The sequence below is a fragment of the Salinisphaera sp. RV14 genome (assembly GCF_052044135.1).
Taxonomy (GTDB): Bacteria; Pseudomonadota; Gammaproteobacteria; order Nevskiales; family Salinisphaeraceae; genus Salinisphaera.
The window spans coordinates 1-11,887 of the sequence record NZ_JBQDYF010000007.1; the positions used below are offsets into that span (position 1 = coordinate 1).

Genomic DNA, 11,887 nt, shown 5'->3' on the forward strand with positions numbered 1-11,887 from the left:
GGCGTGCTCCTTCGACCGCTCGGACACCTCTCCTAAAACGGCTGCAGATTGTAACTGATACGTCGCCCTTGCGGGCGACCGGAGAGGGAGGGATTGTAAAAATCGCTTTTGGCGATTTTTATCCTCCGGACTCACAAGCCAAGCTTGCTCGCGTCAGCCGCTGTGCGGCTGGTCGAACCCTCGGTACGGGGTTACCGCACACACGCTTTCCAGGCGTGCTCCTTCGACCGCTCGGACACCTCTCCTAAAACGGCTGCAGATTGTAACCGATAGACGCCCGTAGCGAGCGCCTGCCGAATATCGGCTTGTGACTCACGAAACGCAAATCGGGTGCGAATTGTACCTGACCCGCCGGGACGGGAACAGCCTTTGCGTGCATAGGCCGGGGCGACAAACGCCGAAGTGGACATCATTCTGGCGTCGACACGGCGTCCATGGCGTACCGCGGATGAACGCGCGACATCATCGCAACATACGCGCCGGGTCGATCAGCTTGGCGACGCGGATCGGATGCGCCGGGCGGAGGCGATGTCCGGGCCAACCCTTGGGGCGACGCTTCTACCGCGCGGGCTTCGATCGTGTCGGCTTACGGCCTGCGGCCTGATATGGATTGCATCGCAAACATCTGTGCCAAAAAGACTTTTTTGGCGCTGATTTTAGCCTATCCCAAGGGCATCATGGATTGCGATGCAATCCATGGGGTCTAACCCGACCTACGCGCGTGGTTCGGGCTGTTGTGGGTCGGATTAGCCGAAGGCGTAATCCGACATCGGCGCCGCGGCGTTGGAGGCTGCGCCGGATCGCGGGGCAACCACAGCAATGACTCGCGCCACTCCCACGCTTTTGATGCCTTGCGGCGACGAAAAACACTCGAAATATGGCACGGCGAACTGACGTTCTAGCTCGATGTGCCGAGCGGCGGCGGCGTGGTCAGGCAACGCGACTGCGGATTGCTGGCGTCTGTGCCCTGCGGGGCCGTGCTGTAGGCGGCAACGGGACCGTTCGGCACCGAGGGGATTTTCATATCCGGATCGGGCTTGGGGATCTTGAGGCCGGCCGGACTCTTGAGCTTCGGGAACACCTTGGCATTTTCATAACGCTGTGTCGTGAGGCAGTTCGGGGACCCCGCACAACCGCCAAGAACCGCAGCCAGCAGGAGCACGAGGCCGCCCACCATCGCTCTTCGACCCATAATCCTTGCCTTAACCTTTTCGATTTTATTCATTGCGCTTTCCTTGAAAGCTCCACAGTGTCGCACAGCGCGCCCGTACCAGACGGCACGCCGGCCTGGAACTCGTGCCTACCAAGCCAATCCACCGCACTAGCCAGCGCGATCTGCGCCACCCGACGTTGCATTCGCGTGCCACGCACGCCGCCAGGGCGCCCTGTAATACGCGCACAGGCCCTCTCAATACAACCGAAGACCCGTACTAGTTGTCCGTCTTGAAACCGTCCCAATAGCGATTCAGATCTCGCATGCCGGTGAGTGAATACAACTTGTACTGTCGGTTGCGCGATGCGCCGCCATCGCGCGCAAGCGGCGTGTAATGCGCGGTAACAGAACTGCGCGAGGACTTGGTGCAGAAGATATCGAGCCGTAGGTAAATACCGTTGTTGAAACCACTCTCGCCGTGCTTTGTACTCGGTACTTGTTGCCGGCCGATGTAAACCCCGCGTAGCTGCCGAGCGCGACACCGGAGTCGAACGTTAGATAGATTGATCGTCGTGCCATAGTCCTCCGCGAGCATCCAGAATCACCGGGTAGCGTGGGTGCCATTGGTGGTAGCGTTCGCATTCTTGATCGTTACCGTCGGACGCGACTGCGAGCGAGGCACGCACAACAGCCGCGGCCCTGACCCCATAGGCCAACGCCTGCGACTGACCTTCCCTGGCCACGCCACCCGAATTCAAACACGCGGATGCGTTGGAAGCGCTAGCCGAACTTGCTCTGGGCCCCGTATCACGGGTCTGCGCGAAAGCCATCGGTGATGCCGCAAGCATCGCGATGCTGCTCGCGGTCAAAACCTTTTCTGTATCACCCCCCCCCGATGTAGTGACGGATATTGCCCTGTATAAATCATTTCCATGGCTACGGCTCACCGAAAAAGACTTCAACAGTTAATCTCCTCAACCCGGGCACAGATCATGGCAGGGAACCTTTTCCGGTGCCCGCCGCCATGTTTACCGTAGATCGCGACTGGTTGTATAACCGATTAATGTTCGCCCACGACTTGTTTGATGGCATCCCGCACGGCCTCGTGAAAATGGTCCGCGAGCGGGGTCAGCGGCAGCCGGATACCGGGCTCGATCCAGCCCATTTCCTGAAGCGCCCATTTGACGGGAATCGGGTTCGCCTCGAAGAACAAAGCCGAATGCAGGGGGGCCATTTCGGCGTCCAGACGCTCGGCTTCTTCACGCTTGCCCTCGATGGCGGCCGTGCACATGCGGCTCATGAGGTTCGGCACGACATTCGCCACCACCGAGATGTTGCCCTTGCCGCCGACGAGCATCGATTCCATGGCCGTGCCGTCGTCGCCGGAATAGATCTGCATGGCGTCGCCGACGTGTTCGATCAATTCGTGAATACGCTCGATCGAGCCCTTGGCTTCCTTGAGCGCGACGATATTGTCGATCGTGGCGAGCCGCGCCACGGTTTCGGGCAGCATGTCGACGCCGGTTCGGCTCGGCACGTTGTAGAGGATCTGCGGTATATCCACGGCCATGGCAATGGCATGGAAGTGACGGTAGAGCCCTTCCTGGCTCGGCTTGTTGTAGTACGGGCAAACCAGCAGCGAGGCGTCCGCGCCCACACGCTTGGCATGGCGTGTCAGCCGAATGGCTTCGTCGGTCGCGTTACCGCCGGTACCGGCGATGACGGGAATGCGCTTGTCGACGATGTCGACCGTGCGCTCGATGACTTCATCGTGCTCGCGAAACCCCAATGTCGCCGACTCGCCGGTCGTACCCACCGACACGATACCGTGGGTACCCTGCTCGATATGCCAGTTGATGAGCCGTTCGAGCGATTGCCAATCGACGCTGCCATCGGCATGCATCGGCGTCACGATGGCGACCATGCTTCCGCCGAGCGCTTGCGTATCCATTACCACAGTGCCTCCTCACGCGTGGGAAGCGGGGATTGTAACCGTGTTGTTGGTGCTAACATACCCGCCTTTTGAACGTCCCGATTCGCGAACCGAGACCCGCATGCCCGAAATAAAGAAGTATCTGTCGCTCGTCGTGCTTGGCGCCAGCCGGGACAAGCTGGCCCACGACCTCATTCGCGCGATCGGGCGTCGTGGCTGCGAAATCATCGAGTGCCGTATCACGCCGCTGGGTGATCATTTTTCGGCGGTGCTCCTGCTCGCCGGCAATTGGAGCGCCATGGGCAAGATGGAAAGCGCCCTGCCCGGCCTGGCCGAGCACCTGGGCCTGGCCATCCAGTTCGAGCACACCGAGCCGGCCGAACTGGCGCGCGAATTCCGGCCCTATGCCGCCGAAGTGGTGGCCCCGCAGCAGCCACGTCTGCTGGCCGAGTTGATGAGCTTTTTCACCGAACAGGACGTCGCCGTGCAGGAGGCCAGCGTACAGGCCTATCAGTCGGGTATGACCGGGGCCGACATGTGTACGGTTCATCTTTCGCTGCACGTGCCGGTCACCCAGCATCCGCAGACGCTGCGCGATGCCTTCATGGATGTATGTGACGATCTGCACGCCGACGGCCTGCTCGATCCGATCAAGACCTAGCCCGCGCAGCCCCGCCCATCGTTATCAAGGAATTTCCGCCATGAGTACAATCGCGCCCGAAGACAAGGCACCCGATTTCAAGGCGCCGGCGACCGGCGACAAGACCCTCTCGCTGGCCGATTTCGCCGGCCGGACGCTGGTGCTGTATTTCTACCCGCGCGACAACACGCCCGGGTGCACGCAGGAAGGCGAGGCCTTTCGCGACCTGTACACCGCATTTCAGGCCGCTGGCGCCGAGATCGTTGGCGTATCCCGCGATTCGCTGCGCAAGCACGAGAACTTTCGCAGCAAGCACGGCTTTCCGTTCGAACTGATCAGCGACGCGGACGAAAGTGTCTGCAACGCTTATGGTGTGCTGAAAGAAAAGAACATGTACGGTCGAACCCATATCGGAATCGAGCGGAGCACATTCGTGATCGACGGCACCGGTGTCGTACGGAACGTCTGGCGCGGCGTAAAGGTTCCCGATCATGCCGACGAGGTACTGGCTGCCGTGCGCGCATTGCCTGCCCCCGGGGCCCAGTAACCTGTCTCGTCCCACCAACCACGCGGTAACGCACGCCATGGCCCGACGGGTTTTCGTTCTCGATACCAATGTGCTGATGCACGACCCCACTGCCCTGTTCCGTTTCCAGGAACACGATGTCTACATACCGATGGTCGTTCTCGAAGAGCTCGACGGCGGCAAGAAGGGGGTGTCGGAAGTCGCCCGCAACGTGCGCCAGGTGAGCCGCTTTCTGGATGAGTTGATCGCCGGGCAGACGCATGCGGATATCGAGCGCGGCATCAGCCTCGATCAACGGGCCGCCGCGGTCGCGGCGCGTGGCAACGGGCGTGATGCGCCGGAGGCCACCGGCCGCCTGTTCTTCGAGACCCGGCCGCCCGAGGGCGAACTGCCGACCATGCTCCCGGGCAGCAAGGCGGACAACTCGATCCTCCTGAGCGCCCTGGCCCTGCGCAAGGTATTCGGCCAGTCGGAGATTGTCCTGGTTTCCAAGGACATCAACCTGCGCATCAAGGCGTCGGTGATCGGCATCGAGGCCGAGGACTATTTCAACGACAAGGTGATCGAGGATCTCGACCTGCTCTACACCGGGCATGCTGCGTTGCCGGGCGACTTCTGGGAGCGGCATGCCGAGGACATGCAGTCTTGGAAGGACATGGGCCAGACCTTCTACCAGGTCAGCGGCGACGATGTGCCCGATTGGCACGTCAACGAATTGTTGCATTTCGATCGCCCGAACGATGTCGAGCTGATCACCCGGGACATCGAGGGCGGCACCGCCCTGCTCGAACTGGCCGAGGATTTTCGCGAGGGCAAACGCCACGTCTGGGGCGTGCATGCACGCAACCGCGAACAGAACTTCGCCCTGAACCTGCTCATGGATCCGGACATCGATATCGTCACCCTGCTGGGGGCGGCCGGCACCGGCAAGACCCTGCTCACGCTGGCGGCGGCGTTGTCGCAGACGCTCGACGAGTCACGCTATCGCGAGATCATCATGACCCGCGTGACGGTTCCCGTGGGCGACGACATCGGGTTCCTGCCCGGCACCGAAGAAGAAAAGATGACGCCCTGGATGGGGGCGCTCATGGATAACCTCGAGGTGCTGACCGGCAACAGCGGCAGCGCATCCGAATGGGAGCGGGCCGCGACCAACGAGTTACTGTCCAACCGCATCAAGATCCGCTCGGTCAACTTCATGCGCGGGCGGACCTTCCTCGAACGATTCGTGATTCTCGACGAGGCACAGAACCTGACCCCCAAGCAGATGAAAACGCTCATCACCCGCGCCGGACCGGGCACCAAGTTCGTATGTCTGGGCAACCTGGCCCAGATCGATACGCCATATCTCACCGAGAGCAGTTCGGGGCTCACCCGCGTGGTCGACAGCTTTCGCAATTGGCGCCATGCCGGGCATGTCACCCTCGCCCAGGGCGAGCGTTCCCGTCTGGCGCATTTCGCCTCCGATCACCTCTGACAAGCCGGGCCGGCGTGCCCGGTCCGGCGGTCAGCGAACGGCGCGCTTGGGGCGGCATGCCATCAATCGGCACCCCGCGCGCCGGGCCGCCCCGACTCATCGGCAGTCGCGTTCTGCGGCCACGCCTTGAGCACGGAGTGCACAAGCGTCGCCAGGGGAATGGCAAAGAAGACGCCCCAGAATCCCCAGATGCCGCCGAAGAACAGCACCGCCGTGATGATGGCCACGGGATGCAGATTGACCGCCTCGGAGAACAGGATCGGGACCAGCAGATTGCCGTCGAGCATCTGCAGAATGGTGTAGGCAATCAACACCCAGACGGTCTGCGCATGCATGCCCCACTGGGCGTACGCAACCAGCACCACCGGCACCGTCATGCCGAATGCGCCGACGTAGGGCACCAGCACGGAAAAACCCACCAACGCCGAAAGCAGCATGGCGTAATCCAGCCCGAGCGACCAGAACACGATGTAGGCCGCGATCCAGACGATCACGATCTCCACCGCCTTGCCCCGCACATAATTGCCGAGCTGGATATTGACATCGGTCCAGACCTGCCTCAGCAGCGCGCCGTTGCGCGGCACGAACCGGGCGAACCAGCCGAGCAGCTGATGCTTGTCGCGCAGTATGAAGAACACCATCAGCGGGACCAGCACCAGGTAGACCGCAAGATAGAACAGACTTGCGCCAACCATGAGCGAACGGCTGAGCACGGTCTTGCGCAGCGACCCGACATCGATCGACACGCTGCCGATCAGCGCATTCATCTGCTCGGGCGTGATCAGCGATGGGTAGCGCGCCGGCAGTCCGCTGATCCAGGCCTGCACGCTATGCACGAGATCCGGCAGCTCCTGGAGGATCTGGCCGGCCTGGCGCGTGAGCAGCGGCATGAGCGCGAAACTCACCCACACCACCCCCAGCAGCAGTGCCACCGATACCAGGGCCGCGCCGGCGGTTCGTGGCACGCGCAGGCGACCGAGCCAGATGACCGGCGCATCCAGCAGATACGCCAGGACCAGGGCCGCCAGCACGGGCGCGACAAGCTGCCCGACGAACAACACCAGCACCAGGCCGACGAGGAGCATGAAAACAAGCGAAACCAGCTGGGGGTCCGACAGGTGCCGGGCAAACCAGGCGCGAAACACATTCATCGAAGCCGTTCTCGTTGTGGGGTGCGGGCATCAGCGGGCTATCGTAGGCGCTGAAGATGAACGATGCACGCACACCGGCGCATTGCACGCCGCGCGTGCCACGCCGACACCGGGTGGGCGTCGTGGTATTTCGCCGTCAGCAACCGGGCGAGTCGGGCGCGAGGGCCGCGCCGGGCCGGCCTGCAGCCGCCCCGCGGGCCGGGCCCGGCGCCCGGCTGTTCGGTGACCCGACCGAACCAAACGCGCTACGCTGAGTCCAACCACTCAAGGGCTTTGATCGATCTTGCTCACCATGCGCAACTCAAGTGCCGTTGCCACTGGCCTGATCCTGCTGGCCGGAGCCATCGCAACGGCCGGCCCGGCGGCGGCCGCGGACAACGGCGACTACAACCTGCCCGATCTCGGCCAGCCCGCCGATACCGCGATGACGCCGAGCGAGGGAATACGCCTCGGGGCCCAGGTGATCGCGCAACTGCGCAGCCAGCACATGATCATCGAGGATCCCGAGCTGTCGGCTTACGTGAACAGCGTCGGCCGGCGCCTGGCGCGTCATACCGACCGGCCCGCCGACGAGTTTCATTTTTATGTCATCGACAGCGACGATATCAACGCCTTTGCGCTGCCCGGCGGCGATATCGGGGTGAATGCCGGCCTTATTACGGCGACCAAGTCGGAGAGCGAGCTCGCCAGTGTGATGGCGCACGAAATCGCGCATGTCACGCAACGCCATATCGCGCGCCAGATGGCGGAAAGCCGCGGCGATACCATTGCCACGCTCGCGACCGCCATTGTGGCGGCGGTTGCCGGCGCCGCGGCCGGCGGCGGCGGCGACGCGGCCATTGCCGCGATCACCGGCGGCATGTCACACCTCGGCATGCAACAACTGAGCTACACCCGCGCCGATGAGCATGAAGCCGATCGGGTGGGCATCCGCGATCTGGCACGGTCGGGCTACGACCCGCATGCCATGGGGCGCTTCTTCGGCACGCTACAGCGCCAGAGCGATCTCTACGGGCAACAACTGCCGCAAATCCTACTCAGCCACCCCGTGACCTCGACTCGCATAGCCGAGGCCAACGCGCGCGCCGCGGATTATCCCAACGTCAGGGTCCACACCAACCCGGAATACCCCTACATGCGCGCGCGCGCCCGCGTGCTCGAGGCGCAAAGCGCGAATGACATGCGCGATTACTTCAAGGGCGAAATCACCAGCGACCACCCGGCTGCCGCCGACAAGTACGGTTACGCGCTCGCGCTCAGCCGCCTGAGCCAGAACCAGCACGCCATCGCGCTGCTGCGCGCGGGGCTCAAGGCCCATCCCGACATCCTGGCCTGGCGCATGGGCCTGGCCGATGCGCTCAAGCAGGCCGGTGACAATGCCGAGGCCGACAACGTGCTGTCCACCGCGCTCAAGAAATTTCCCCACAGCGACCCGCTCAAACTCGCCTACGCCCAGAATCTCGAGGAGGAGGGCAAACCGGCCGTGATGCGCAATTATCTGCTGTCGCAGACCAGCGTGCTCAACACCTACCCGGCCGCGCAGCGCCTGCTCGCGCGCGGCGCCGGCAAACAGAACAACCTCGGCGAGGCCTACTACCGCCAGGCGCGGTATTTCGCCATGCTCGACGATTATCCGCGGGCGATCAATCAACTCCGGACCGCGCTGCAGACCGCAAAATTGAGCGCCTACGACAAGTCCCGTTTGCGTGCGCTGCGCGATCAGATGGTCCGCGCCTGTCACCGCGCGTGGTCGAAGGACAAATGCCGGCGCGGCGTCGCGAAAGGCAACGACTACTGATACGCGCGCCGGCCCCGGTGTCGCCGTGGCGCCGCCCCCCCCGCCTCGACCCTGACCGCCCGCCAACCATCGACGTAGCCGGTGGCGCCGTCGCCTGCATCGAAACGACGCCGCATCCGGCGCCCGCATGTCGCGACCGACATGAAGACAATGCAACTGAGATATTCGCCGCAGTGACGCCTGGCGAGGCGGCCGCCACGCCGGCTCACGCGGGCGCGGCCCCGGTGCGTGGCGCGTGGTCCCGAGCCGGTCCGCGGTGCTGCCCGTCGCCGCGCGTCGCGGCGACCGGCCGCGAAACCGGCAGCGCGCTCCGGCCCTCAGGTATTGTGGATCGGCATGCTGCGCAAGTTGGCGATTTCGGCCTCTGCATCCCTGAGCTGGCGGCGGGTGCTCGCCAGCCGGGCGCGAAGCTTGGCCATGCGCACCCCGCAAAGGATCAAGGCGAGAACCAGCCCCAGTAAAAACGCGCCACCCAGCAACACGGACAGCGGCGCTGCCGTGCGGGTCCATAATAGATCGACGGACGTCGAACCATAATTGAGGAACCCGAAGGCCAGACCGACGAAAACCGCCAGGATAACAATCAGGTTACGGATGAGGCGCAGCATGACATTCCTCGTTGGATCGACGAGCGCATCGGCCCGAGACAGCCACCCAGTCTAGGGCCTGTTGCCGTTTGGTGCGAGTCCGCAATGGCCATCCGCAGACCGCGACTGCCCCGCCAAGAGCGCCAGCATCGCGCAGCGCAGCCGGCGGGCGCCGTACGCCCGTTACGATGAACCGGAGTCGCTACGGCAGGTACCGTTTCGCCCCACCTCGGGGACAAAGCCAATCCATACCCGCCACCTGGCCGTGACGCGGCCACGGCAGTCGCGCGCATGGGAATCGATTCGCCCATTTGACATTGCCGCGGCGCCGCCCGCGCTGACCACGCTCGCAGCCGACGCTCACGCCCCGGGGGCGTACCGAGGCGCCCGCAGACACAGCGAACGGAACGGAACGCAGCTAGGATTGCGGCTTGTTGACGCGCTCGCGGAGTTCCTTGCCGGGCTTGAAATGCGGCACGAACTTGCGCGGAATATCCACGGCCTCGCCCGTCTTGGGGTTGCGGCCACGCCGCGCCGGTCGGTGATGGACCGAAAAACTGCCAAACCCACGGATCTCGACACGCCCGCCCTCGGCAAGCTCCTCGATCACGTCGTCCAGCAGCAGCTTGACGGCCAGCTCCACGTCACGCTGGGTCATATGTGCCTGGCGATCAACCAGACGCTCAATCAACTCGGATTTAGTCATCCAGCGCTCTCCCTAGAAACGCCGTCCCCCAATGACGTGCCGATATACGGCCCGCCCCAAAAACTTCGTTGCCGGCCGGCGGTTTGCGTACGCGTTATTCGCCGCCCCGCAGACAACCGTTAAGAGGCTAAGTAAAACACGGGGTGCACGCAAGCACCCCGTGTTTATCTTTCGCTTAGTTGTCGCGATCGGCCATCTGCTCCTTGAGCAGTTCGCCGAGACTGGTCGTACCGGTCGAGGCATCGGTATCCGCGTAATCGCGCATCGCCTGCTGCTCGTCCTTTTCTTCCTTGGCCCGGATCGACAGGCTGATCGAGCGGTTGCGGCGATCGACGCCGACAAAACGCGCCTCGACCGGCTCGCCTTCGGACAGCACCGAGCGTGCATCCTCGACCCGTTCGCGCGAAATGTCCGACGCCCGGATGTAGCCCGTCACATCGTTGCCGAGATCGACGGTCGCGCCACGGGCATCGACCGAGGCGATGGTACCGGAGACGATACTGCCCTTCGGATGGTCGGCCACGAACGAACCCATCGGATCCTGGGCCAGCTGCTTGATGCCCAGCGAGATGCGCTCGCGGTCGGCATCGATGGCCAGCACCACGGCCTCGACCTCGTCGCCCTTGGAGTATTCACGGACGACTTCCTCGCCCGGCTCGTTCCAGGACAGGTCCGACAGGTGAACCAGGCCGTCGATGTTGCCCGGCAGACCGACGAAGATGCCGAAGTCGGTGATCGACTTGATCTGACCGGTGACGACGTCGTTGCGCGCGTGCTGCGCGGCGAAGTCTTCCCACGGGTTCGACTGGCATTGCTTCATACCGAGCGAGATGCGACGACGCTCTTCGTCGATCTCGAGCACCATGACCTCGACCTCGTCGCCGACCGACACGATCTGGTTCGGGTTGACGTTCTTGTTGGTCCAGTCCATCTCGGACACGTGCACCAGGCCTTCCACGCCTTCCTCGATCTCGACGAAGGCGCCGTAGTCGGTGATGTTGGTGACGTTACCGAACAGACGGGTGTGCTCGGGATAACGACGCGCGATATTCACCCACGGATCGTCGCCCAGCTGCTTCAGGCCGAGCGAGACACGGGTGCGCTCTCGATCGAACTTGAGCACCTTGACTTCGATTTCCTCGCCCACGTTGACCACGTCCGAGGGATCCTTGATCCGCTTCCAGGACATGTCGGTGATGTGCAGCAGGCCGTCGATGCCACCCAGGTCCACGAACGCGCCGTAGTCGACAAGATTCTTGACGATGCCCTTGAGCACGATGCCTTCCTGCAGCGTGTCGAGCAGCTGCTTGCGCTCTTCGCTGTACTCTTCCTTGAGCACGTCGCGACGCGAGACCACCACGTTGTTGCGCAGGCGGTCCAGCTTGATGACGCGGAACTCGAGCGGCTTGCCTTCGAGGTAGGTCGTATCGCGCACCGGGCGCACGTCGACCAGCGAGCCCGGCAGGAACGCGCGGATGTTGCCCACATCGACGGTGTAGCCGCCCTTGACCTTGCCGGAGATATGGCCGACAACCGATTCGCTGTTCTCGTAGGCTTCGGTGAGGAAGTCCCAGGTACGGATCCGCTGTGCCTTTTCCTTCGACAGGCGGGTGGCGCCGAAGCCGTCTTCCACGGCCTCGAGGGCGACTTCGACCTTGTCGCCTTCGCCAACGGTCAGTTCGCCGTTCTCGTCGTAGAATTCATCGATCGGGATCACGCCTTCGGACTTGAGGCCCGCATCGACGATCACGACATCGTTCTTTACTTCCAGCACCTCGGCGTTGATGAGGGAACCGGGCTGCATGGTACGACCCTGCAGACTTTGCTCGAATAGTTCGGCGAAACTTTCAGACATGAGTGGGGAAAATCCTGCGGCGCCCAGACTATCGACGCCATCCGTTGTTGAAAAGACAAAA

At 63.2% G+C, this 11,887-nt stretch carries 11 protein-coding genes and 1 tRNA gene; 4 read left to right on the top strand and 8 right to left on the bottom strand.

Annotation, left to right across the window (positions count from 1 at the left end; all coding sequences use genetic code 11):
- Window positions 1–79: 79 nt before the first annotated feature.
- From ACS8Y6_RS08980 to dapA, 4 genes are all read right to left on the bottom strand, one after another.
- Window positions 80–245 (bottom strand) — tRNA-Ser (locus ACS8Y6_RS08980).
- Window positions 246–898: 653 nt separating this feature from the next.
- The gene (locus ACS8Y6_RS08985; RefSeq protein ID WP_440855428.1) at window positions 899–1,225 is read right to left on the bottom strand and encodes a hypothetical protein; all 327 of its coding nucleotides are present in this window, start codon (window positions 1,223–1,225) and stop codon (window positions 899–901) included.
- 205 nt (window positions 1,226–1,430) lie between these two features.
- Window positions 1,431–1,748 carry a YjbH domain-containing protein gene (locus ACS8Y6_RS08990; protein ID WP_440851222.1) on the bottom strand — a complete coding sequence of 106 codons (318 nt, stop codon included), beginning with the start codon at window positions 1,746–1,748 and terminating at the stop codon, window positions 1,431–1,433.
- A 465-nt stretch (window positions 1,749–2,213) separates the two neighbouring features.
- Window positions 2,214–3,104, bottom strand: coding sequence for a 4-hydroxy-tetrahydrodipicolinate synthase (gene dapA, locus ACS8Y6_RS08995; RefSeq protein WP_440851221.1), 891 nt, complete (start codon window positions 3,102–3,104; stop codon window positions 2,214–2,216).
- Window positions 3,105–3,207: 103 nt separating this feature from the next.
- Here dapA and ACS8Y6_RS09000 point away from each other — a divergent pair, with 103 nt between their 5' ends.
- Genes ACS8Y6_RS09000 through ACS8Y6_RS09010 form a run of 3 tightly spaced genes read left to right on the top strand, consistent with a single transcriptional unit; the run spans window position 3,208 to window position 5,729 of the window.
- A complete protein-coding gene (locus tag ACS8Y6_RS09000; RefSeq protein WP_440851220.1) occupies window positions 3,208–3,747 on the top strand; it encodes a glycine cleavage system protein R in 540 nt (179 codons plus the stop codon).
- 40 nt (window positions 3,748–3,787) lie between these two features.
- Window positions 3,788–4,273 (top strand): peroxiredoxin, encoded by a 486-nt coding sequence (locus ACS8Y6_RS09005; RefSeq protein ID WP_440851219.1) that lies wholly within the window; start codon window positions 3,788–3,790, stop codon window positions 4,271–4,273.
- 37 nt (window positions 4,274–4,310) lie between these two features.
- Window positions 4,311–5,729: a PhoH family protein gene (locus ACS8Y6_RS09010; RefSeq protein WP_440851218.1), complete on the top strand. Its 1,419-nt coding sequence runs from the start codon at window positions 4,311–4,313 to the stop codon at window positions 5,727–5,729.
- A 62-nt stretch (window positions 5,730–5,791) separates the two neighbouring features.
- Here the strand turns inward: ACS8Y6_RS09010 and ACS8Y6_RS09015 are convergent, their stop codons facing one another.
- The gene (locus tag ACS8Y6_RS09015) at window positions 5,792–6,880 is read right to left on the bottom strand and encodes an AI-2E family transporter (RefSeq protein WP_440851217.1); all 1,089 of its coding nucleotides are present in this window, start codon (window positions 6,878–6,880) and stop codon (window positions 5,792–5,794) included.
- 292 nt (window positions 6,881–7,172) lie between these two features.
- Here ACS8Y6_RS09015 and ACS8Y6_RS09020 point away from each other — a divergent pair, with 292 nt between their 5' ends.
- Complete coding sequence (locus ACS8Y6_RS09020; RefSeq protein WP_440851216.1) at window positions 7,173–8,678, top strand: M48 family metalloprotease; 1,506 nt, start codon at window positions 7,173–7,175, stop codon at window positions 8,676–8,678.
- A gap of 317 nt (window positions 8,679–8,995) precedes the next feature.
- On the opposite strand, the gene ACS8Y6_RS09025 is transcribed toward ACS8Y6_RS09020, so the two are convergent.
- From ACS8Y6_RS09025 to rpsA, 3 genes are all read right to left on the bottom strand, one after another.
- Entirely contained in the window at window positions 8,996–9,286 is a 291-nt protein-coding gene (locus ACS8Y6_RS09025) for a lipopolysaccharide assembly protein LapA domain-containing protein (RefSeq protein ID WP_440851215.1), read from the bottom strand.
- Between the two features lie 397 nt (window positions 9,287–9,683).
- The gene (locus ACS8Y6_RS09030) at window positions 9,684–9,971 is read right to left on the bottom strand and encodes an integration host factor subunit beta (protein ID WP_440851214.1); all 288 of its coding nucleotides are present in this window, start codon (window positions 9,969–9,971) and stop codon (window positions 9,684–9,686) included.
- Between the two features lie 175 nt (window positions 9,972–10,146).
- The gene (gene rpsA, locus ACS8Y6_RS09035) at window positions 10,147–11,826 is read right to left on the bottom strand and encodes a 30S ribosomal protein S1 (protein ID WP_440851213.1); all 1,680 of its coding nucleotides are present in this window, start codon (window positions 11,824–11,826) and stop codon (window positions 10,147–10,149) included.
- Window positions 11,827–11,887: the final 61 nt, after the last annotated feature.

What these genes read in the sequence shown, in the direction of transcription:
- ACS8Y6_RS08985 (WP_440855428.1), bottom strand. Translation starts at nt 1,225, where the DNA reads ATGAATAAAATCGAAAAGGTTAAGGCAAGGATTATGGGTCGAAGAGCG.
- ACS8Y6_RS09030 (WP_440851214.1), bottom strand. Translation starts at nt 9,971, where the DNA reads ATGACTAAATCCGAGTTGATTGAGCGTCTGGTTGATCGCCAGGCACAT.
- ACS8Y6_RS09015 (WP_440851217.1), bottom strand. Translation starts at nt 6,880, where the DNA reads ATGAATGTGTTTCGCGCCTGGTTTGCCCGGCACCTGTCGGACCCCCAG.
- dapA (WP_440851221.1), bottom strand. Translation starts at nt 3,104, where the DNA reads ATGGATACGCAAGCGCTCGGCGGAAGCATGGTCGCCATCGTGACGCCG.
- ACS8Y6_RS09010 (WP_440851218.1), top strand. Translation starts at nt 4,311, where the DNA reads ATGGCCCGACGGGTTTTCGTTCTCGATACCAATGTGCTGATGCACGAC.
- ACS8Y6_RS09005 (WP_440851219.1), top strand. Translation starts at nt 3,788, where the DNA reads ATGAGTACAATCGCGCCCGAAGACAAGGCACCCGATTTCAAGGCGCCG.
- ACS8Y6_RS09020 (WP_440851216.1), top strand. Translation starts at nt 7,173, where the DNA reads ATGCGCAACTCAAGTGCCGTTGCCACTGGCCTGATCCTGCTGGCCGGA.
- ACS8Y6_RS09025 (WP_440851215.1), bottom strand. Translation starts at nt 9,286, where the DNA reads ATGCTGCGCCTCATCCGTAACCTGATTGTTATCCTGGCGGTTTTCGTC.
- rpsA (WP_440851213.1), bottom strand. Translation starts at nt 11,826, where the DNA reads ATGTCTGAAAGTTTCGCCGAACTATTCGAGCAAAGTCTGCAGGGTCGT.
- ACS8Y6_RS08990 (WP_440851222.1), bottom strand. Translation starts at nt 1,748, where the DNA reads ATGCTCGCGGAGGACTATGGCACGACGATCAATCTATCTAACGTTCGA.
- ACS8Y6_RS09000 (WP_440851220.1), top strand. Translation starts at nt 3,208, where the DNA reads ATGCCCGAAATAAAGAAGTATCTGTCGCTCGTCGTGCTTGGCGCCAGC.